Origin of the sequence: Streptomyces sp. NPDC017448, from assembly GCF_044330565.1 — a bacterium.
Classification (GTDB): Bacteria; Actinomycetota; Actinomycetes; order Streptomycetales; family Streptomycetaceae; genus Streptomyces.
In genome coordinates this window covers 1-21,290 of the sequence record NZ_JBIRLM010000032.1, presented here as the reverse complement: position 1 = coordinate 21,290, position 21,290 = coordinate 1, and the positions used below count along the sequence as shown (strand labels likewise).

Annotated in this window: 14 protein-coding genes; 8 read left to right on the top strand and 6 right to left on the bottom strand. The window is 75.3% G+C overall.

All coding sequences use genetic code 11. The features are described 5' to 3' along the window. Positions 1–150: 150 nt before the first annotated feature. The 4 genes from ACH4K1_RS32110 to ACH4K1_RS32095 form a co-directional block, all read right to left on the bottom strand. On the bottom strand, positions 151–525 hold the full coding sequence (locus ACH4K1_RS32110) for an RNA polymerase-binding protein RbpA (protein ID WP_003959706.1): 375 nt from the start codon (positions 523–525) through the stop codon (positions 151–153). A 265-nt stretch (positions 526–790) separates the two neighbouring features. Continuing rightward, positions 791–2,164: an MFS transporter gene (locus ACH4K1_RS32105; RefSeq protein WP_398093053.1), complete on the bottom strand. Its 1,374-nt coding sequence runs from the start codon at positions 2,162–2,164 to the stop codon at positions 791–793. Between the two features lie 46 nt (positions 2,165–2,210). Next, complete coding sequence (locus ACH4K1_RS32100) at positions 2,211–2,972, bottom strand: glycerophosphodiester phosphodiesterase (RefSeq protein ID WP_398093052.1); 762 nt, start codon at positions 2,970–2,972, stop codon at positions 2,211–2,213. Continuing rightward, entirely contained in the window at positions 2,969–3,688 is a 720-nt protein-coding gene (locus ACH4K1_RS32095) for a YitT family protein (RefSeq protein WP_398093051.1), read from the bottom strand. The genes ACH4K1_RS32100 and ACH4K1_RS32095 overlap by 4 nt, the downstream gene beginning before the upstream one ends. 102 nt (positions 3,689–3,790) lie before the next feature. Between ACH4K1_RS32095 and ACH4K1_RS32090 the strand changes: the two genes are divergently transcribed. Then, entirely contained in the window at positions 3,791–5,290 is a 1,500-nt protein-coding gene (locus tag ACH4K1_RS32090) for a PLP-dependent aminotransferase family protein (RefSeq protein ID WP_398093050.1), read from the top strand. Between the two features lie 67 nt (positions 5,291–5,357). Here ACH4K1_RS32090 and ACH4K1_RS32085 read toward each other — a convergent pair whose 3' ends face one another. Together ACH4K1_RS32085 and ACH4K1_RS32080 are read right to left on the bottom strand one after the other, a co-directional pair. Next, positions 5,358–7,043, bottom strand: coding sequence for a hypothetical protein (locus ACH4K1_RS32085; RefSeq protein WP_398093049.1), 1,686 nt, complete (start codon positions 7,041–7,043; stop codon positions 5,358–5,360). A 37-nt stretch (positions 7,044–7,080) separates the two neighbouring features. After that, a complete protein-coding gene (locus tag ACH4K1_RS32080; protein WP_228995103.1) occupies positions 7,081–7,275 on the bottom strand; it encodes a hypothetical protein in 195 nt (64 codons plus the stop codon). A 328-nt stretch (positions 7,276–7,603) separates the two neighbouring features. Here ACH4K1_RS32080 and ACH4K1_RS32075 point away from each other — a divergent pair, with 328 nt between their 5' ends. The 7 genes from ACH4K1_RS32075 to ACH4K1_RS32045 all read left to right on the top strand — a co-directional run bounded on the left by ACH4K1_RS32075 (position 7,604) and on the right by ACH4K1_RS32045 (position 21,178). Next, a complete protein-coding gene (locus ACH4K1_RS32075; RefSeq protein WP_398093048.1) occupies positions 7,604–7,996 on the top strand; it encodes an ankyrin repeat domain-containing protein in 393 nt (130 codons plus the stop codon). A 290-nt stretch (positions 7,997–8,286) separates the two neighbouring features. After that, positions 8,287–9,705 carry a HEAT repeat domain-containing protein gene (locus tag ACH4K1_RS32070; protein WP_228995105.1) on the top strand — a complete coding sequence of 473 codons (1,419 nt, stop codon included), beginning with the start codon at positions 8,287–8,289 and terminating at the stop codon, positions 9,703–9,705. 171 nt (positions 9,706–9,876) lie between these two features. Then, on the top strand, positions 9,877–13,602 hold the full coding sequence (locus tag ACH4K1_RS32065; RefSeq protein ID WP_398093047.1) for a hydantoinase B/oxoprolinase family protein: 3,726 nt from the start codon (positions 9,877–9,879) through the stop codon (positions 13,600–13,602). Between the two features lie 45 nt (positions 13,603–13,647). After that, positions 13,648–15,183, top strand: a complete 1,536-nt coding sequence (locus tag ACH4K1_RS32060) for a hypothetical protein (protein ID WP_398093046.1) — start codon at positions 13,648–13,650, stop codon at positions 15,181–15,183. After that, the gene (locus tag ACH4K1_RS32055) at positions 15,180–15,389 is read left to right on the top strand and encodes a hypothetical protein (protein ID WP_398093045.1); all 210 of its coding nucleotides are present in this window, start codon (positions 15,180–15,182) and stop codon (positions 15,387–15,389) included. Before ACH4K1_RS32060 ends, ACH4K1_RS32055 begins: the two co-directional genes overlap by 4 nt. Continuing rightward, entirely contained in the window at positions 15,386–16,330 is a 945-nt protein-coding gene (locus tag ACH4K1_RS32050) for a hypothetical protein (RefSeq protein ID WP_398093044.1), read from the top strand. The genes ACH4K1_RS32055 and ACH4K1_RS32050 overlap by 4 nt, the downstream gene beginning before the upstream one ends. Positions 16,331–16,429: 99 nt before the next feature. Further along, a complete protein-coding gene (locus ACH4K1_RS32045; RefSeq protein WP_398093043.1) occupies positions 16,430–21,178 on the top strand; it encodes a hypothetical protein in 4,749 nt (1,582 codons plus the stop codon). Positions 21,179–21,290: the final 112 nt, after the last annotated feature.

Here is a 21,290-nt window from a genome sequence, read left to right as displayed (position 1 = left end):
GGCCCGGGGCGGGGGGGCCCCCGGGGGGGGCCCCCCCCCCCCGCCCCCCCCCCGGGGGGGGGGGCCCCCCCCCCCCGGGGGGCCCCCCCCCCCGGGGGGGCCCCCCCCCCCGCGGCTCTTGACGCTGTGCTGCTGTGCGGTGTTCCGCGGTCAGGCAGACTTCCTGCTGTCCCGCGGGTGCACGGCGATGTTCATGGCTCCGGAGCGCAGAACCGCCAGCCTCTCGGCCAGCACCTCCTCCAGCTCCTCGCGGGTGCGCCGCTCCATGAGCATGTCCCAGTGCGTGCGCGCCGGCTTGCCCTTCTTCTCTTCGGGGCCGTCCCCGTCCACCAGGAGTGCCTGGGCGCCGCACGCCTTGCACTCCCACTCCGGCGGAATCTCCGCCTCTACCGAGAACGGCATCTCGAATCGATGTCCGTTCTGGCATGCGTACTCCACCGCCTGGCGCGGGGCCAGATCGATGCCGCGGTCCGTCTCGTAGCTGGTAACCACAAGTCGCGTGCCGCGGAGAGCTCGCTCACTCATGAATCGTGCCTCCCGGGCTTGTCGCCCACAGGACAAAATGTCGCTGTCGTCGTCATCCGGTCAACGTCCGGTCGGCGGCAAAGATTCCCGTTGCCGGTCATGCGTCGCCCGTCGTGCCGCTGCCTTGTCTGGGTTGAGTACCCGCCCATGCCCGGTTCGTCACCTCTCGTGGATGTTGTCACGCAACGGTAGAGCTGCTTCCACTGGCAGTAACGGTCCTCCGGGCAGGCCAAAGGCGTATACTACCGGCCTTTGACTTCAACGTCTAAATCCGTTCCGGCACGGGGTTGCCCGCGGCCTCCACCGCGCGCCGCACCGGCACCCGCGCGAGCAGCACCGCGCCGAGGGCGAAGAAGACGATCAGCGAGATGATCGCGTCCCGGTAGCTGCCGGTCACCTGGTACGCCAGTCCGAACACCAGGGGCCCCAGCCAGCTCAGTCCGCGGTCGCTCATCTCGTACGCGGAGAAGTACTCCGCCTCCTTGCCGCGCGGCACCAGATGTGAGAACAGCGACCGCGACAGGGCCTGGCTGCCGCCCAGCACCAGGCCGATCGCCGCCGCCAGGACGAAGAAGAACACCGGCGCGTCGGCCGGCAGCAGATAGGCCGCGGCCAGGATCAGGGTCCATACGGCCAGCGATCCCAGGATCGTGCGCTTGGCGCCGTGCGTCCGGGCGAGCCGCCCCATGCCGAGCGCCCCCGCCACCGCCAGGACCTGCACCAGCAGCACGGCGACGATCAGCGTCGTCTGGTCCAGGCCCAGCTCCTCGGAGCCGTACAGCGACGCCTGCGAGATCACCGTCTGGATGCCGTCGTTGTAGACGAGGTAGGCGAGCAGGAAGGCGAGCGTCAGCGGGTGGCGACGCATGTCGCGCAAGGTCGCCCGCAACTGCTTCCACCCGGAGCCGACCGCCCCCTCCGCACCGGAGACCACCCGGCGGTCGCGCAGCCGCCGCAGCGGTACGAGCGTGAACGCGCCCCACCACACCCCGGCCGAGGCGAGGCAGATCCGCACCGCGTCGGACTCCGCGAGCCCGAACGACTCGTGGCCGGTGTACAGGATCAGGTCGAGGACCAGGACGAGGGCCCCCGAGGTGTAGCCGAAGGCCCAGCCGCGCGAGGAGACCGCGTCGCGCTCCTCCGGCTCGGCGATCTGCGGCAGGTACGCGTTGTACAGGACCATCGACACCGAGATCGAGGCGTTCGCCACGATCAGCAGGAACGCGCCCAGCAGATACCGGTGGCCGTCCAGGAAGAACATCCCGGCGGTCGCCGCCGCCCCCGTGTAGGCGGCCGCCGCCAGCAGCGGCTTCTTGCGCCCCGTGCGGTCCGCCGCCGCCCCGACGAGGGGCATCAGGACCACGGCCACCACGATGGAGGCCGAGACGGAGTACGCGAACAGCGAGCCCGCCCGCACGGGTATGCCCAGCGGGTGCACGAACCCGTCGGGGCCGGCCGCCGCCTTGGCGATCGACGTCAGGTACGGACCCAGGAAGACGGTCAGCACGCTGGTGGAGTAGACGGAGCACGCGAAGTCGTAGAAGTACCAGCCGTGCTGCTCGCGCCTGCGCGCGGCGGCCGTCCCCCCGCCCGGCGGGCCTCCGGACGGATCGGCCTTCCCTGCGGTGCCGGTGCTCATGCCGCGCCCCCTCGCTCGTCCCCTGCGGACGCGGACGGGCCGGGCGTCAGGACCAGGCCCCCCGCTCGCTCAGCACCGTACGCAGCGTCTCGATGTGATCGGTCATGATGCCATCCACACCGAGGTCCAGGAGGGCCGCCATCCGCTCCGGCTCGTTCACCGTCCACACGTGGACCTGGAGCCCGAGCGCGTGTGCCGTGCGGACGAAACGGGCGTCCACCACCGGCACGCCGCCCTGGCGCTCCGGCACCTGGGCGCAGACCGCGCCCGCCCGCAGCGGGGTCGGGACGCCGTACGAACGCAGCCGCAGCGCCAGCACGCCGCGCACCCCGTACGAGGTGGCCAGCCGGGGCCCCGCCAGGCGGTGCGCGCGGGCCACCCGGGCCTCCGAGAACGAGCCGACGCAGACCCGGTCCCAGGCGTCGGTGCGGCGGATCAGGTCCAGCAGCGGCTCCAGCGCCGACCCGGCCTTCAGATCCACGTTCCAGCGGGCCCCGGGGAACTCCTCCAGCAGCTCCTCGAAGAGCGGCAGCGGCTCGCTGCCTCCCACCCTGGCCCGCCGCACCTCGCTCCACGGCAGGTCGCCGATCCGGCCCCGGGCGTCGGTGACCCGGTCGAGCGTCGCGTCGTGGAAGGCGACCAGCCGGCCGTCCGCCGTGGTGTGCACATCGGTCTCGAAGTAGCGGTAGCCCGCGTCGGCCGCCCGGCGGAAGGCGGTCGCGGTGTTCTCCACGCCGTCCGCCGCCCCGCCGCGGTGGGCGAAGGCGATCGGCGCCGGGTGGTCCAGGTAGGGGTGGCTCGGTCTCACTGCGGCAGTATGACCTGCCCGGACGACGGGGAGGCGCCGGGGCCGGAACCGGCGCCCGGCGCGGGGGTGGACGGTTCGCCCGGGGCGGGGGCGGCAGCCGGGCCGGCGGGCTCCGGGAGTGCGAACATCCGCAGGAAGAGCTGGGCCAACGGGCCGATGGCCAGGGCGTACGCCACGGTGCCCGCCCCCAGCGAACCGCCCAGCAGGAAGCCGGTGGCCACGACCGCCACCTCGATCGCCGTGCGGACCAGCCGGATGGAGCGCCCGGTGACCCGGTGCAGCCCGGTCATCAGGCCGTCGCGCGGCCCCGGTCCGAACCGGGCCGCGATGTACAGGCCGGTGGCCGCCCCGTTGAGCACGATGCCCAGGGCCATCACGGGAACGCGGAAGCCGAGCCCGTCCACATCGCCGACCAGGGCGAGCGTCCCGTCCATCGCCAGCCCGACGACGAAGACGTTGGAGACGGTGCCCAGCCCCGGCCGCTGGCGCATCGGGATCCACAGCAGCAGCACCACCGCCCCGACGGCGATCGACACGAGGCCGATCGAGATCCCGGTCAGCTCCGAGAGCCCCTGGTGCAGCACGCCCCACGGCTCCAGGCCCAGCCCGGCCCGGACCAGGAGCGCGGAGCTCGTCCCGTACAGCGCCAGACCGGCGTACAGCTGGACCAGCCGCCGGGTGAGGCGGGTGGTGCTCCGGTCCGTGGTCCTGGCCACGTGGGGCCTCCTGACGTAGGAATGGTGGACTGCTTCGTGACACTCTGTGGCAGGGGATCGGCCACCAACTATGGCCAATTCGAGGAAGGTGGACTGATTTCAATGGTGCAGTGGACATCGACCGTGGGTGCGGCCCAGCTCGCCCGCCAGCTGCGGTCCCAGCAGCCCCGGCCCACCGGCCCCGGCGGCCGCAAGCCGCCCGCCTACCGGGCGCTCGCCGACGGCGTGCGCCTGCTGGTGCTGGAGGGCCGCGTCCCCGTCGCCGCCCGGCTCCCCGCCGAACGCGAACTGGCCCTCGCCCTCTCCGTGAGCCGCACGACCGTCGCCGCCGCCTACGAGGCGCTGCGCGCGGAAGGGTTCCTGGAGTCGCGGCGCGGCGCGGGGAGCTGGACCGCCGTCCCGGCCGGCAACCCGCTGCCCGCCCGCGGCCTCGAACCGCTGCCGCCGGAGTCGCTCGGCTCGATGATCGACCTGGGGTGCGCGGCCCTGCCCGCGCCCGAACCGTGGCTCACCCGCGCCGTCCAGGGCGCGCTGGAGGAGCTGCCCCCGTACGCCCACACCCACGGCGACTACCCCGCCGGACTGCCCGCCCTGCGCCGGATGATCGCCGGCCGCTACACCGCCCTCGGCATCCCGACCATGCCCGAACAGATCATGGTCACCACCGGGGCGATGGGCGCCATCGACGCCATCTGCCACCTCTTCGCCGGCCGCGGCGAGCGGATCGCGGTCGAGTCCCCGAGCTACGCCAACATCCTCCAGCTGATGCGCGAGACCGGCGCCCGGCTGGTCCCGGTCGCCATGGAGGAGGGGCTCGGCGGCTGGGACATGAACCGCTGGCGCCAGGTGCTGCGGGACGCCGCCCCCCGGCTCGCCTACGTGGTGGCCGACTTCCACAACCCCACCGGAGCGCTCGCCGACGAGCAGCAGCGCCGGGACCTGGTGGACGCGGCCCGGTCCGCCGGAACGGTCCTGGTCGTGGACGAGACGATGAACGAACTCCGTCTGGACCCCGGTCTCGCCATGCCGCGCCGGGTCTGCGCCTTCGACCCGGCCGGCAGCACGGTCCTGACCGTCGGCTCGGCCAGCAAGGCGTTCTGGGCCGGGATGCGCATCGGCTGGGTGCGCGCGGCCCCCGACGTCATCCGCAGCCTGGTCGCCGCCCGCGCCTACGCCGACATGGGCACCCCCGTGCTGGAGCAGCTCGCCATCAACTGGCTGATGGGCACGGGCGGCTGGGAGGAGGCCGTCGAGGTCCGCCGCGGTCAGGCCCGGGAGAACCGGGACGCCCTGGTCGCGGCGGTGCGCCGGGAGCTGCCGGACTGGGAGTTCGCCGTGCCGCGCGGCGGCCTGACGCTGTGGGTGCGCACCGGGGGCCTCTCCGGTTCGCGGCTGGCCGTGGCGGGCGAACGCGTCGGCGTCCGGGTGCCGTCGGGCCCCCGCTTCGGGGTGGACGGCGCCTTCGAGGGGTACGTGAGGCTGCCGTTCACGGTGAGCGGGCCGGTCGCCGACGAGGCGGCCGCGCGCCTGGCGGCGGCGGTGGAGCTGGTGCGCTCCGGTGCGGGCGCGGGTGCCGACGTCCCGCGCAGCTTCGTGGCCTGACCACCGGCCGGGGAGCGGACCGTGGGGGCCTGCTCCCCGGCCGCGGCGTCGCCGCACCGCTCCCCGCTCAGTTCTCCGCGCCCGCCGGCTGCGCCTCCGCCAGCGGCTCGGACGGCCCGGCCCCGCCCGCCATCGCCTCCGCCGGGATCACGCCGCCCTGCCGGTGAGCGGCCTCCCCGGCCACGGGGGCCTGTTCCGTCGAGGGGCCCTCGTCGGCGCTCTCCCGCGCGGGCTCGGCCTGCGCGGGAGCGTGCCGGCCGGGCAGCAGGCCGAGCACCGCCTGCCGGTGCGCCTCGCTCGTCTCGTCGTCGTACGGGTCCGGGGTGGCGGGGACCTGGAGGCGCAGGACCGGTCCCGAGCCGAGGCGGGCGTAGCCGCGGCCCGGGGGGACCTGCGGCGGCGGGGTGGTGTGCGGTTCGGCGCCCAGGACCGCCGCGATCTGCTCGCGGGCGGCCGGGCCGAGCACCACACGGGCGCGGGTGTGGGTCAGCACGGTTCCGGAGAGGGTGTCCACCGCGTCGAACTGCTCGGCCACCACGACGGTGACCTGGGCCGCCCGGCCGTGCCGCAGCGGGATGCGGAGCAGCTCCTGCGGGTCGGGCCTGCCCTCCGCCGCCGCGAGATGGCCCAGCACGCCGGGGCGGTCCAGCAGGATCCACAACGGTCGCCGGATGTCGTCCGGTACGGGGCGGCCGCTCTGCCGGGCCCGGTTGGCGGTGATCAGCCGGCGCTCCGTCTCGTGCGCCGCCCACTCCAGCGTGGCCAGCGCCCCGCCGGGGCCGGACTCCACGGCGAGGACCCCGGCGCGTCCGGCGAGCGCGGCGTACTCCCCGGTCCCGCTGCCGTCGATGACGATGACGTCCCCGCCCTGGAGGGCCTGCAGGGCGATCGAGCGGACCAGGGTCGTGGTGCCGCCGCCGGGCTGTCCGACGGCCAGCAGGTGGGGTTCGGTGGATCGGGCGCCGGTCCGCCAGAGGACGGGCGGGGCGTCCAGGGTGGCGTCGCCGTCGCGCACGGGGACGGTGCGGGACACGGCGTCCGGGTCCGTGAAGCCGAGGACCGTCTCGCCGGGCGCGGTGACGAAGCGCTGGGCGGCGATGCCGGTGGGGAGCGGGTCCAGCACGGTCATGACCAGGCGGTTGGCCTCCTCGTCCCAGGCGAAGCGGTACTCGCGGCCCCGTCCGGACTTGGTGTGGAGCAGCTGCTCGATCCGGGAGCGGGCGGCGGCCTCGCCGTCCGCGAAGTACGCCGGGTAGGCGATCCGGAGTCCGCTGAGCCGTCCGTCCCGGTCGAAGGCGTACGCGTCGAACGCCTTCGACCAGTCGCCGCCGTGGGCGAAGAGGGGGTCGGGGTCGTCGGCCCTCGAGAAGTACGGCACGAGCGCCTCGTACAGCGAGCGCAGCCGGGCGCTCTCCGTCTCGTCGGGCCCGGTCCGCACGGGGGTCCGCTCCCGCCCCTTCCACGCGGCCGCGCCCATCAGGGCGACCAGGGCCAGGACCGGCCCGAACGGGACGAGCGCCGCCGCGAGCAGGCAGGCCGCGGCGAGGAACAGCTTGGGACCGCGCCGTTCCTTGGGCGTCGCGACCCAGTTCCGCCGGCCGGCCACGGCCAGCAGTCGCAGGCCGCGGACCACGGTGATCAGTGGATGGAGGACATCGGTGGCACTGTCGGCGGCCGTGCGCGCGATCTCTCTGCCACGAGAGATCGAAGCGCTGCCGCTGCTCAGAATGCGGGGGAGTGGTCGCCGGGCCACGTCGGTCTCCTGAAGGGGTGGGAGCGGTTGCGGAGGGTCAGAACTTGATCCCGCCCAGCAGGCCGGCGAGGCTCGCCCCGCCCGCCGTGATGCTCGGGGCGATGGCGGTGCCGGCCAGGTAGAAGCCGAACAGTGCGCAGACGACGGCGTGGGACGCCTTGAGCCCGTCCTTCTTGAAGAACAGGAAGACGATGACGGCGAGCAGTACCACGCCCGAGATGGAAAGGATCATGAGCGGTTCTCTCCTGGTCGAAGGGGACGGTCACCATGAGTTCTCCCAGGATCACGCGAAGTACCCATATGACAAAAGGTGCAATCGGGTGAATAGCGTCTGCTTTCACTTGACCGGCCCACAGGACGGGGTTCCCGGGGAGCGGTATCGCCCGGCCCGTGCCGGGAAGGATCGGCCGCGGTGATCCCTCGCCGGATCGGGACCGGGCCATGCGGGCCCGGGAGCAGTACCCTGTCGATTCACTCGTACGGCCCCCGTGCCGTACGCCCCACCAGGTCGATCGCGGCGGTGACCGCCGCGGCGGCAGTCGAGGAAGGCGGCCCGTCCGATGAGCGAAACCCCTGATCCCGAGGTGGTCGAGTTGGCGACCAAGGTGTTCGACCTGGCCCGCGCCGGCGAGACCGAGGCGCTCACCGCGTACGTCGAGGCCGGGGTTCCCGCCAACCTCACCAACGACCGGGGCGACACGCTGCTGATGCTCGCCGCCTACCACGGGCACGCCGCCGCGGTCGCCGCCCTCCTCGCCCGCGGCGCCGAGCCGGACCGGGCCAACGACCGGGGCCAGACCCCGCTGGCCGGGGCCGTCTTCAAGGGCGAGGACGCCGTCGTCGAGGCCCTTCTCGCGGGCGGCGCCGACCCCGCCGCCGGAACGCCGTCCGCGCTGGACACGGCCCGCATGTTCGGCAAGTCCGACCTGCTGGAACGCTTCGGTGCGCGGTGAGGCGACGGCGGGCCCGCTCCTCGGGGCGTCCGCCGTGGGCTCCGCTGACCGGTCCGTCGTAAATGTGGTCGCGGTGGCGAAATGGCTGGGTCATCATGACGTCGCGGGTCCGCTCAGGGCCACCGACGAGAGGCAGAGGAAGATGCTCTACACCAGGCGGAAGACGGCGGTCGGCCGATCATGTCACTGCGCGGCGTAGCGGTGTCCCCCCGGACATCCCCGCGTGCCGAGAGGCACAGGGCACTGCACAGTCCCGGTTGCGTCGACAGCTTGATGTGAGGCTTTCTCCCATGTTCGATCCGTTCATAGCGCCGAGCGGCACCCTGCTCGGCCTGCTGCAGAGGGGCCGCGGCGACGGCACGCTCCACGCGCTCGCCGCACCGCGCCCCGAGGCCCTCGCGGCCCTCAACCACTGCGTCGTGAGCGACCCGCGCCACGACTGGCAGGTGGAGAACCGCTCCCTCTACTACGCGCGCCTCTACCTCGACCTCGACGGCGGAATCGAGGAGATCGAGCGGCACCTCCTCGACCCCGACGACCACACCGACACCGACGACTCCCGCACCGGTCTGGCGCTCTCCGTCCTCGGCCACCTCGCCTCCTACGGGCGCGACGACGCCCTGGCCCTGCTCCGCCGTTACGCGGCGACCGGCGCCAACTGGGCCTGGGCCCTGGACGAACTGGCGCTGCGCGACGACGACGCCGGCCTGCGCTCCCTCGCGCTGCCCGTCCTCGCCCGCTTCCCCGCCACCGACCAGGGCACGGCCGACCTCGCCGCCGCCGTACGCGACGCCTTCGAGCCGCGCCCCTGGCGGCTGTGGGCCGACGACCCGCGCGAAGCGGTCGGCGCACGCGTCCGGGCCGCAGGCGAACAAGGGTCGTTCGACCGGTGGCAGCGCCAGATGCGTCCCGGGGGGCCCCGCCCCGGCTGGAGCGTCCAGGCCGTCTTCGACTGGGCCCAGCAGGCCCTGGAGCGCGGCAGCGAACTGCACGTCCCCGCGGCCCGCTGCCTCACCGCCGTCGCCGGGCCCGACGACCTCCCCCAGATCGTCGAGGCCGCCCGCAGCGGACCCGACGGCGCCCGCTGCGCCGCCCTGCACTACCTCGCGGAAGCCGGCGAACCCGCCGTCCTCGACCTCATCGAGGCCGCCGCGGCCGACCCCTCCCGCACCGTCGCCGACACGGCCGTCGCCGCCTTCGAGCGGATGACCGCCGACGACGCCGTGCGGCGGGCCCGGCGCTGGGCCCACCGCCCCGACGCCCTCGGAGCCTCCGCCGCCGGAGTGCTCGCCTGCCGAGGCGCCGCCCAGGACGCTCCCCAAGTCCTCGGCGCGCTGCGGGAGGCCGTCCGCGGCGACGGACCCGACGCCCCCCGGCTGTGGCCCCTGGTCGACGGGGCCGGCCGCCTCGGCATCGCCTGCGCCGCCCCCGTGCTGCGCCACGTCTACCGCGAGACGTCCTCCTCGCACCTGCGGGGCAGGGCCGCCCGCGCCCTGGCCGCCACCGACCCGTCCTTCGCGACCGGGTTCGCGGTGGAGTGCCTCTGGGACTGCGAGGAGACCACCCGGGAGGTGGCCGCCCTGCACGCCGAGACCGGCGACATCCGCGTCGCCGAACGGCTGCGCCGCCTCGCCGCCGACCCGGCCGAGGAGGCCGAGGTACAGACCGCGGTACGCAGCCGGATCGGCCCGGACGCGTCGGCCGTCTGACCGCCCGGATTCCAGGAGGAGGGTCGCTGCCGGACCCTCCTCCCACGGCTTTCCGGGGCGGCGGCCCTCCCCGGACCGAACCGGTCCTGCGGCCCCGGAGGCTCCGCGCCCCGCCGGCCTGCGCCTCCCGCCGCCCCTGCGGGGGCGCGGCCACGGGCACACAATGGCGCCATGACCGGACGCTGGGAGTTCTGGATCGACCGGGGCGGCACCTTCACCGACATCGTGGGCCGCCGCCCCGACGGCCGTCTGGTCACCCGCAAGCTCCTCTCCCACGACCCCGGCCGCTACGAGGACGCGGCCGTCGCCGGAATCCGGCTGCTCCTCGGTCTGGACCCGGACGAGCCGGTGCCCGCCGACCGGGTGGCCGCCGTCCGGATGGGCACCACCGTCGCCACCAACGCCCTGCTGGAGCGGCGGGGCGAGCCGACCGTCCTGCTGATCACCGAGGGCTTCCGGGACGCGCTGCGGATCGCCTACCAGAACCGGCCCCGCCTCTTCGAGAGGCACATCGTCCTGCCCGAGGCCGTCCACGAGCGCGTGATCGAGGTGCCCGAGCGCCTGGACGCCTCGGGCCGCACCGTACGCCCCCTGGAGCTCGGCCCCGTACGCGAACGGCTGCGCGCCGCCCACGCGGACGGGCTGCGCAGCGCCGCCGTCGTCCTCATGCATGGCTACCGCCACCCCGCCCACGAACGAGCCGTCGCCGAAGCGGCCCGGGAGGCGGGCTTCACCCAGGTCAGCGCCTCCCACGAGGTCAGCCCGCTGATCAGGCTCGTGCCCCGCGGCGACACCACCGTCGTCGACGCCTATCTCTCACCCGTACTGCGCCGCTACGTCGACGAGGTCGCCGCCCGCCTCGACGGGGTCCGGCTGACGTTCCTCCAGTCCAACGGCGGGCTGCGCGAAGCCGCCCGCTTCCGCGGCAAGGACGCCGTCCTCTCCGGTCCGGCCGGCGGAGTCGTCGGCATGGTCCGCACCTCGCGGCAGGCCGGGCACGACCGCGTCATCGGGTTCGACATGGGCGGCACCTCCACCGACGTCTCCCACTACGCCGGCGCGTTCGAACGGGAGCTGGGCACCGAGGTCGCCGGAGTACGGATGCGCGCCCCGATGATGTCCATCCACACCGTCGCGGCCGGCGGCGGCTCCGTCCTGCACTTCGACGGCAGCCGCTACCGCGTCGGCCCCGACTCGGCCGGCGCCCACCCCGGCCCCGCCTGCTACCGCCGGGGCGGACCCCTCACCGTCACCGACGCCAACGTGATGCTCGGCCGCGTCCAACCCGCCCACTTCCCGGCGGTCTTCGGCGACGACGGAGACCTCCCGCTCGACGCCGCCGCGGTCCGCGAACGGTTCACCGCCCTCGTCGGCGAGGTGGAACGCGCCACCGGGCGGCGTCCGGACGAGGCGGAGGCCGCGGCCGGCTTCCTGGAGATCGCCGTGCTCAACATGGCCAACGCCGTCAAGAAGATCTCCGTGCAGCGCGGCCACGACGTCACCCGCTACGCCCTCACCGGCTTCGGCGGCGCGGGTGGCCAGCACGTCTGCGCGGTCGCGGACGCCCTGGGCATCGACACCGTCCTCGTCCCCCCGCTCGCCGGGGTCCTCTCCGCGTACGGCATCGGGCTGGCCGACGCCACCGCGATGCGCGAACAGTCGGTGGAGGAGCAGCTCGACGCGGGCTGCCGGGGGCGGGTGGAGCGGCTCTGCGCGGAGCTGGCCGACCGTACCCGCGCCGCCCTGCGCACCGACGGCTTCGAGGACTCCGCGATCACCACGCGGGCTCGGGTCCTGCTGCGGTACGCCGGTACGGACGCGTCGCTTCCGGTGGAGCTGGACACGGAGGACGCCATGGCCGAGGCGTTCGCCGCCGCCCACCGGAGCCGGTTCGGCTTCACCATGGAGAAGCCGGTCGTCGTCGAGACCGCCGTCGTCGAGGCCACCGGGACCACCGGCACGCCACCCGCCGGCGCCACCGGCGCGGGTGACGACACCGCGCCCGCCTCCGGAACCGCCACCGGTTCCGAGGGCGCCGCCCCCGCCTCCCGCCCCGCCGCCGCGCCGCGCCCCCTCGACACCGTGGACCTGTACGCCGAGGAGCGGTGGCGGCGGGCCCCGCTGTACCGCCGGGCCGACCTGCGTCCCGCCGACGCCGTCACCGGCCCGGCGATCGTCGCCGAGGAGGACGCGACCACCGTCGTCGACCCCGGATGGCGGGCCGAAGCGGCCCCGACCGGCCATCTCGTCCTCACCCGCGCCGCCCCCCGGCCCGAACGCACCGCCGTGGGCACCCGGGTGGACCCGGTGATGCTGGAGGTCTTCAACAACCTCTTCATGTCGATCGCCGAGCAGATGGGCGTCCGCCTGCGGAACACCGCCCACTCCGTGAACATCAAGGAACGCCTGGACTTCTCCTGCGCCCTGTTCGACGCCGAGGGCAATCTGATCGCCAACGCCCCGCACATCCCCGTGCACCTCGGCTCGATGGGGGAGTCGGTCAAGGAGGTCCTGCGGCGCAACGAGGGCGCGCTGCGCCCCGGCGACGTGTACGCCGTCAACGACCCGTACCACGGCGGCACCCACCTGCCCGACGTCACCGTGATCACCCCCGTCCTCGACGAGAGCGACGGCGGAGGCGGGGACGGCGAGGGCGGGCGTGGCGGGGGCCGGCTGCGCTTCCTGGTGGCCTCGCGGGGGCATCACGCCGAGATCGGCGGCACCACCCCCGGCTCCATGCCCGCCTTCAGCCGGACGATCCACGAGGAGGGGGTGCTCTTCGACAACTGGCTCCTGGTCCGCGACGGCAGGCTGCGCGAGGCCGAGACCCGCGAACTGCTCGCCTCCGCCGCGTACCCCTCCCGCGACCCGGACGCCAACCTCGCCGACCTGCGCGCCCAGATCGCCGCCAACGAGAAGGGCATCGCCGAACTGCGCCGCGCAGCCGACCAGTTCGGGGACGACGTCGTGGACGCCTACATGGGCCACGTCCAGGACAATGCCGAGGAGTCCGTCCGCCGCATCCTCGCCGGCCTCCACGACGGCCACTGCCGCTACACGACCGACGACGGGGTCGTGATCGAGGTCCGGCTCACCGTCGACCGGGAGGCCCGCGGCGCCCACCTCGACTTCACCGGGACCTCGCCCCAGCAGCCCGGCAACGCCAACGCGCCCCGCTCCGTCGTCATGGCCGCCGTCCTCTACGTCTTCCGCACCCTCGTCGGGGAGGAAATCCCGCTCAACAGCGGCTGCCTCAGGCCCCTGGAGGTGACGATCCCGCCCGGCTCCCTCCTCGACCCCGCCTATCCGGCGGCGACCGTCGCGGGCAACGTGGAGACCTCCCAGGCGGTCACCGGAGCGCTCTACGGGGCGATCGGCGGCCAGGCCGAGGGCTCCGGCACCATGAACAACCTCACCTTCGGCAACGACCACGTCCAGTACTACGAGACGATCGCGAGCGGTTCCGGGGCGGGCGACGGCTTCGACGGCGCGGACGCCGTGCAGACCCACATGACCAACTCCCGGCTCACCGACCCGGAGATCCTGGAGTGGCGGCTGCCCGTCCGGCTGGAGTCCTTCGTGGTCCGGGACGGCAGTGGGGGAGCGGGCCGGTGGCACGGCGGCGACGGCGTCGAACGCCGCATCCGCTTCCTGGAACCCGTCACGATCGCCCTGCTCTCCGGGCACCGCCGCGTCCCGCCGTACGGAGCGGGCGGCGGGGAGCCCGGAGCGTGCGGGGAGCAGCACATCGAGCGGGCGGACGGTTCGACGGTCCCGCTGGCGGGACGCGACACCGCCGAACTGGACGCCGGGGACGTGCTGGTGGTGCGCACCCCGGGCGGCGGGGGGTACGGCCCCCGCACGGACGGAGGAGCGCGTACCGGACCGGTCGCATAAACGCCGTTTCGACCGTTGTCCGTGCGAGGACCTAATCTGTCCCACGTGACTTCGCCTGCCTCCCCGGACACCGCCTCGCCGCAGCTCAGCGCGGGGCCGCGGCCTGCCCCGGGCCCCGCCGCCGACGAGGGGCTCTCGCGGCGGCTGCGTGCGCTCGCCTGCACGGCGCCCCTGCACGACCTGGACGCCCGCAAGGCCAATCTGGCCGGCGAGTACACGGTGTACGCCATGGCGGAGGTCGCCCTCGCCGCGATCGACCACGTCACGCTCAACATGGACTTCGACACCGGGGCCGACCACGACCAGATAGTGGCCAGGCTGCTGCCCCGCATCGGCGCCCAGGCCCCCGACCGCCCCGTCGCCGAACACGAGCGGGTCGCCCGCTGGGTCCTGGAGAACCTGGTCAACGTCGGCAGCGTCGACCGCGGCTTCCGCGCGGTCTACGGCACCTTCGGCCCCGACGGCGTCTACGTCCGCCGGGACTACGACTTCAAACTCATCGAGGAGGTCCCGGGCCACGGCGGCACGGTCTACCTCCGTGCCACCGACGAAGCGGTCAACGTCCTCGTCGGCGCCCTCGACACCGATGTCACCAGCGCCCAGATCGCCGCCGAGGTCAAGCTGGAGGTCCTCATCAGCCGGGGCCGCCTCGCGGACGCCCAGCTCGCCGCCGAACAGGCCCGCTACCGCACCGTGCAGTACGCCGAGACCCTGCGCCGCACCCTGGAGGCCACCCGGCGCAACGTGCGCGCCGTCGACTGGCTCCACACCGTCCCGGACATGATCGCCGAGGCCCTGGAGCACGTCGCCGACCGCTACCGCCACGAGAACGCGATCCTCACCAACATCCGCAAGGCCCGCGACGAGGCCGAGGAGCCCGAGCACAAGCGGCGGGCCGCCGAGCTGGTCGACATCGTCAAGGACTGCATCCGCCGCCACACCCAGCTCCAGTCCCGGCTCCTGGAGGCGGGCCCCCTCTTCCGCGCCGAGCAGGACCGCCAGGCGTTCGCCCCGCCCGCCGCCCACGCCGGCCTCGACCTGTACGGGCAGCTCCTCGCCCCGCTCCTCCCGCTCCCCGTCGGACAGTCCACCCGGGCCACCGACGCCTTCTTCGCCCACGGCACCGGAGTGCGCACCCCCACCGCCGTACGGGTCGGGGACCTGGTCGACCTGCTGCTCGCCCCGCCGCTGGAGCGCGAGCACCTGGGTGCGGAGATGCCCGAACCCGACCTGATCGCCACCCCCGACGACAGCCGGTTCAGCGAGGAGCAGCTCGCCCGCGCCATGACCCTGCTGGAGCTGGAGCACGACGCCCCGCGCCGGCTCTCCGGACTGCTCGCCGAGGCCCGCCGCAGCGGCGGCGACGGCGAGGACCTCGCCTACCTGGTCGCCCTGCTCGCCGTGCACGCCGCCAGCCCCCCGGTCGGCACCGCCTACCGGCAGGGCGAGCGGCGGCTGCTGTTCGCCGTCGACGACGGCACCGAGCTGGAGGACCCGGCGTTCGGCGGCGCCGACCTGATCGTGGGCACCGCGCTGCTGGACGCAGCCGGGATGGCCGCCGACCGCAAGGACGCCTCGTGACCGCCCGCGCCACGCCCCCGGCGGCCGGCCCCGCGCCGCCCCCCGCCCCGCCCGGCGCGACCGGCCCCGCGCGCACCGCCGCCTTCTCCGGTCCGGCCGGACCCGTACCGGCCGCCCAGCCCGGCCGCCCGGCGCGTTCCGCAGCGGCCGGTCCCGCCTCCCCTCCGCACCCGCACGTCTTCCGTACCGAGGAGTCCCAGCCGTGAGCGACCACGACGCCGAGCACCCCGACGCGTGGACCGAGCCCTCCGCGTACGCCGATCCCCCCACCCCGTACGCGGGCGACTCCACCCGCTCCCGCGCCGCCGAGCCCGCCGGGCACACCGCCGTCACCCCGGCCGACGCCGCCGACGCCGCCCGCCTGGTCTCCTTCGGGCTCCAGCCCAAGCTGCTGCCCGCCCGTGACGCCGAATACGCCGACCTGCTGCGGCGCTACCGGGAGGAGGGCGCCTTCGCCCGGCTCGCCGACGCCGTCGCCACCGGCCTCGGCCTCGTCGTCCTGGAGGTCTCCCCGCGCGCCGGGATGGCCGTGACCGCCGGCGAGGACTCCGTCTTCGCCGTCCGCATGGGCGACTACGCCCGCCGGGCCTCCTCCGACTCCGCCGACCGCTTCCTGCACGGCCTCGCCCACCTCGCCGTCGCCGCGATGGCCTTCCCCCGCCCCGAGGACCTGGCCGACGACGCGTACATCGGCCGCATCACGGTCAACGGCGTCGACGCCTTCGTCCGCCAGGCATGCCGTCGGCTGGAGGAGCGGGCCGAGGAGCAGGGCGACAACACCGACCCCGCCAGCGACGCCCCCGGACTCGAAGCGGGCTGGCGGATCTACGCCCGCCGCAGCGCCGCCGGCGCCACCAAGGACGCCCGCCGGCTCGCCGGATCCACCACCGGCATCATCGGCAAGGCCGTGGCCTTCCTCACCGACTCCGGTTTCCTCCAGCGCACCGGCGACGACGCGGGCGGCGCCTACCGCACCACCGCCCGCTACCAGCTCCAGGTCCGCGACCTGGCGGGCAGCGCCGCCATGGCCGAACTGCTGGAGCTCGGCGTGGTCCCCGTTTCCGACGGCTCGGCCACGCTGCTGCCGCCGCCCGACCCCGACAGCACGGAGCTGGCCGCCGACGCGGGCCTGCCCTTCCACTCCTGATCCGCCCCGGCCCGCACCGCCCGGCGGCCCCGCCCGCCGGCCGGCCGGTCCCGCCCCTGCCGCTCCGCCCCCGCTCACGAACGACGAGAGTCCGCCGCCATGTACGAGTTGTCCCGGGTCCGCCTCTACTCCATCGGGCCTGCCGGTGCGCGCTACGCCGACACCGTCCTCGACCTGCGCGGCGTCGGCGCACCCGTCCCCGACCCCGCCCCCGCCCAGGCGGAGTTCTTCGAGGAGGAGCCGGTCGGCCCGCCCCGCCGCCCCGCCCCCGCGGGCGTCCTCTTCCTGGAGAACGGCGGCGGCAAGTCCGTCCTGCTGAAGCTGATCTTCTCGGTGATGCTCCCCGGCCACCGCAACACCCTCGGCGGCGCCAGCTCCGGCGTGCTGCGCAAGTTCCTCCTCGCCGACGACTGCGGCCACGTCGCCCTGGAGTGGCAGCACACCCTCACCGGTGAGTGCGTCGTCGTCGGCAAGGTCAGCGAATGGCGGGGACGGCAGGTCTCCAACGACCCGCGCAAGTTCGCCGAGGCGTGGTATTCGTTCCGGCCCGGCCCCGGGCTCAGCCTGGACAGCCTGCCCGTCGCGGAGTCCTCCGCCGTGGGCCGCCCCGCCGAAGGCGTCTCCGGCGCCCGCGGCAGGCGGCGCACCATGAAGGGCTTCCGCGACGCGCTGATGGACGCGGGCAAGTTCTACCAGCATCTCGACGTGCACTGGGAAGAGATCCACGACCGGTGGAACGAACACCTCGGCGACCTCGGCCTCGACCCCGAACTCTTCCGCTACCAGCGCGAGATGAACGCCGACGAGGGCGAGGCCGCCGGCCTCTTCGCGGTGAAGAAGGACTCCGACTTCACCGACCTCCTGCTCCGCGCCGTTACCGACACCCGTGACACCGACGGGCTCGCGGACCTGGTCAGCGGGTTCGGCAACAAGCTGGGCCGCCGCGCCGAGCTCACCGCCGAACGCGACTTCACCGCCGGCTCGGTGGACCTCCTCGGCCGGATCGTCGAGGCCACCGACGCCCGCGCCCGCGCCCGCGACGTCCACGCCGGGGCCGAACGCCGCACCCGCACCCTGGCCCGCCGCCTCTCCGCGCGCGCCGCCGAGGAGCGCGGCCGGACCGCCGAGCTGGCCGAGCAGGTCACCGCCGCCGCCCACACCGTCACCGAGGCCGAGTCCGCCCGGGGCCGCCGCGCCCTGATCGCCGCCGAGCTCGCCTACCGGCACGCCTCGCTGGCCCTGACCGCCGCCGAGAAGAGCGCCGCCGCCGGCCGCAAGGAGCTGGTCGAGGCCCGCACCCTGCACTCCGCCTGGCAGGCCGCCGAAGCCGTGCTGCGCCACCGTGCCGCCGCCGACCGCTCGGCCAGGGTCGCCGCCGCCATCCGCGAGGCCGAACGCGACGCCGCCCCCGCCCTCGCCGCCCGCACCGCCGCCGCCACCGACCTCGTCCGCGCCCTGCACCGCGCCGCGGAGGAGGGCGAACGCCTCGCCAACGAGGAGGAGGAGCGTTCCAGCCTCCTCCAGGCCACCGGCGAACGCGCCCACCGCGACGCCACCGTCGCCGCCACCGAGGCCCAGCGCGCCCGCAGCGAGGCCGGGCACCTGCGCCAGCGCCTGGCCGAAGTGGGGCAGGAGACCGCCGAAGCCGTCCGGGCCGGCTGGCTCGACGACACCGCGCCCGACGCCGACCCCGCTCGCGCGGCCCTCGCCGCCAGCGACGCCGAGCGGTCCGCGGTCGCCGCCTGGGACACCGCCCGCGAAGCCGCCCGCTCCGCCGCCGACACCGCCCGCGAGGCGGCCGCCGCCGAGAGCCGTGCCGAACTGGCCGCCGCCCGCGCCGCCGACGGGGCCAGGGCCGCCGAACAGTCCTACCGGGACGAGCTGCGCGCAGCCGAGTCCATCGCCGCCGACCCCCGCCTCGCGGAGCTGCTGGGCCTCCCCGCCCCCACCGGCCTCCCGCACCCCCGCAGGGAGACCGGCGAGGAGGCCCACGGCGCCGGCCGGCCGGGCGACGACGGCACCGCCACGGGCGCCGGCCTCGATCCGGCCACCGGCCGGGCCGTAGCCCCGGCGGACGAGTCCGCCACCCAACGGCCTTTGACCGCCGAGGAGTTCGACCGCAGCGCCGACGAACTGCGCGACCTCCTCGACCAGTCCGTCGCCGCCGCCGAACGCCGCCTCTTCGACCTGCGTACCGCCGCCGCCGACGACGCCCGCATCCTCGGCGCGCTCGGCGAGGGCGGGCTGCTGCCCCCCGGCCCCGACGTCCTCGCCACCGTCGAGTACCTGGGCGAGCACGGCATCCCCGCCCTGCCCGGCTGGCGCTACCTCGCCCAGGCCGTCGACCCGGCCGACCACGCCGCCGTCCTCGCCGCCCGCCCGGAGCTGGTCGACGGCGTCGTCATCACCGACCCCGACGCCCACACCCGCGCTCGCGAGGTCCTCGGCGGCGCCGCCCTGCTGCCCCGCTCCGCCGTGGCCGTCGGCACCGCCGCCGCCCTCCTCGCCCCCGTACCGGCCCCCGGCGCCGGCGACCGGGGCGAAGGCGTCTTCCTCGTCCCGCCGAACCCGGCCATGCACGACGAACACGCCGCCGACGAGGAGCGCCAGGCGCTGCGCAGCCGCGCCGCCGCCCGCGACGAGGACATCAGGGCCCTCGCAGCCCGCCTCTCCGGCGACCGCGCCCTCGCCGCCCGCATCGGCTCCTGGCGCGCCGACTGCCCGCCCGGCATGCTCGCCGAACTGGCCGAGGCCGCCGCCACCGCCCGTACGGCCGCCGAGAGCGCCGAAGCCGTCCTCGTCGAGGCCCGCACCGCGCGAGCCGAGGCCGACGAGGCCGCCGCCGACACCGCCCGGGTCCGCGACGAACGCCAGGAGGCCGCCCAGCGGGCCCGCCGCGCCGCCGACGCCCTGGCCGGACTGGCGCACCGGCTCCGCGAGCGGGCCGGCTGGCAGGCCAGACTGCGCGAACTGGTCGACGAGGCCGCCGAGTCCGAGGCCCGCGCCGCCGTCTGCCTCGACCTCGCCCGCGCCGCCGACGAGGACCGCCGGGCCGCCCAGCGCGCGGGGGACGACGCCCGCCGCACCGCCCGCGCCCTGCGGGCCGAGCGCGCCGAGATCGCCGGGGTGCCCGAAGTCCTGCCCGAGGCGGACGCATCGCGGACCCGCGTCGCGCTGCCCGCCCTGCGGGAGGCCTACCGGGCCGCGTCCCAGCTGTACGAGAAGGTCGGCGTCGGCGCCGACCTGCGGGCCGAACAGGCGCGTGCCGAGAGCGACGAGAGCGCCGCCCTGGCCGAGCTGGACCGCCTCACCAACAAGGTCCGCACCCGCGCCGCCCAACTCCTGGAGGGCACCGACGGAGCCGACGGCCCGTCCCGCCAGGCCGCCACCGCCCGCGCCGAGGCACACGTCCAGCTCCTGGAGACCCGCGCCTCCGCCGCCAGCGAGCACCTGGGCCGCCTGCGCGGCGAGGCCGAACGGCTCGCCCCCGACGACGAGCGCCCGCACCACACCGAACTGCCCGACGAGCTGGTCCCGGCCGACGCCGAGAGCGCCCAGGCCCTGCTGCGCACCGCCACCGCCGAACTGGCCGACGCCACCGCGGCCCTGGACACCGCCCGCGCCGCCCACGGCGAACTGCTGCACGCCCACCGCACCGCCGAGGACTCCGCCGGGGGCTTCGACGAGACCGCCGCCCTGCTGCGGGACCTCCTGCGCGACCACGGCGCGGAGGAAGGGGCCGAGGACCCCGACCCCTACCCCGGCACGCTGGCCGAGGCCCGGCAGTCCGCCGCCGAGTCCCGCCGCTCCCTGCGCGGCTGCAACGCCGACCTCTCGGCCGCCGAGAGCGCGGTGCGGGAAGCGAGCGACATCCTCGTCCGGCACGCCAACTCCACCCGCTACGAACAGGTCCGCACCCCCGCCCGCCAGCAGATCCGCGAGCTGCCCGCCTCCGCCCTGCCCGACCACGCCCGGAAGTGGGCCGACGCCTTCGCCCCCCGGCTCCGCGTCCTCACCGACGAACTGGTCCAGCTCGAACGCAACCGCGACTCCATCGTCGACCGGCTGCGCGGGCTGGTCGAGTCGGCGCTCACCACCCTGCGCTCCGCCCAGCGGCTCTCCCAGCTTCCCGAAGGGCTGGGGGAGTGGTCGGGGCAGGAATTCCTCCGCATCCGCTTCGAGGAGCCGGATCAGGCCACCCTCACCGAACGCCTCGGCGAGGTCGTCGACGAGGCCACCCACGCCGCCCTCAAGAAGAACTCCGACCTGCGCCGGGACGGCATGTCCCTGCTGCTGAGAGGCGTCGAGGCGGCGCTGCGGCCCAAGGGCATCGCGGTGGAGATCCTGAAGCCGGACGCCGTGCTGCGCGCCGAGCGCGTCCCGGTCGGCCAGATGGGCGACGTCTTCTCCGGCGGCCAGCTCCTCACCGCGGCCATCGCCCTCTACTGCACGATGGCCGCTCTGCGCAGCAACGACCGGGGCCGCGACCGCCACCGGCACGCGGGCACCCTGTTCCTCGACAACCCGATCGGCCGCGCCAACGCCACGTATCTGCTGGAGCTCCAGCGGGCGGTGTCGGACGCGCTCGGCGTGCAACTGCTGTACACCACCGGCCTGTTCGACACGACCGCGCTCGCCGAATTCCCCCTCGTCATCCGGCTGCGCAACGACGCCGACCTGAGGGCCGGGCTCAAGTACATCAGCGTGGAGGAGCATCTGCGCCCCGGCCTGCCGCAGCAGGACCCGGAAGGGGAGGCGGTCCACGGGGAGATCACGGCCACCCGGATGTTCCGGCGGAACGAGCAGGACGCCGTCGAGCGTCCGGCCGCGCCGCGGTCCGAGGCGTAACCGCCGGGGCCCCGGGGGGCCCCCCCCCCCCCCCCGGGCGGGGGGGGGGGGGCGGGCCGGGGGGGGGCGCCCCCCCCCCGGGGGGGGGGGCGGGCCGCCCCCGCGGGGGGGC

Bases quoted from the DNA above. Each gene is read 5' to 3' on its own strand.
- ACH4K1_RS32105 (WP_398093053.1), bottom strand. From the start codon at position 2,164: ATGAGCACCGGCACCGCAGGGAAGGCCGATCCGTCCGGAGGCCCGCCG.
- ACH4K1_RS32080 (WP_228995103.1), bottom strand. From the start codon at position 7,275: ATGATCCTTTCCATCTCGGGCGTGGTACTGCTCGCCGTCATCGTCTTC.
- ACH4K1_RS32065 (WP_398093047.1), top strand. From the start codon at position 9,877: ATGACCGGACGCTGGGAGTTCTGGATCGACCGGGGCGGCACCTTCACC.
- ACH4K1_RS32090 (WP_398093050.1), top strand. From the start codon at position 3,791: ATGGTGCAGTGGACATCGACCGTGGGTGCGGCCCAGCTCGCCCGCCAG.
- ACH4K1_RS32075 (WP_398093048.1), top strand. From the start codon at position 7,604: ATGAGCGAAACCCCTGATCCCGAGGTGGTCGAGTTGGCGACCAAGGTG.
- ACH4K1_RS32110 (WP_003959706.1), bottom strand. From the start codon at position 525: ATGAGTGAGCGAGCTCTCCGCGGCACGCGACTTGTGGTTACCAGCTAC.
- ACH4K1_RS32070 (WP_228995105.1), top strand. From the start codon at position 8,287: ATGTTCGATCCGTTCATAGCGCCGAGCGGCACCCTGCTCGGCCTGCTG.
- ACH4K1_RS32045 (WP_398093043.1), top strand. From the start codon at position 16,430: ATGTACGAGTTGTCCCGGGTCCGCCTCTACTCCATCGGGCCTGCCGGT.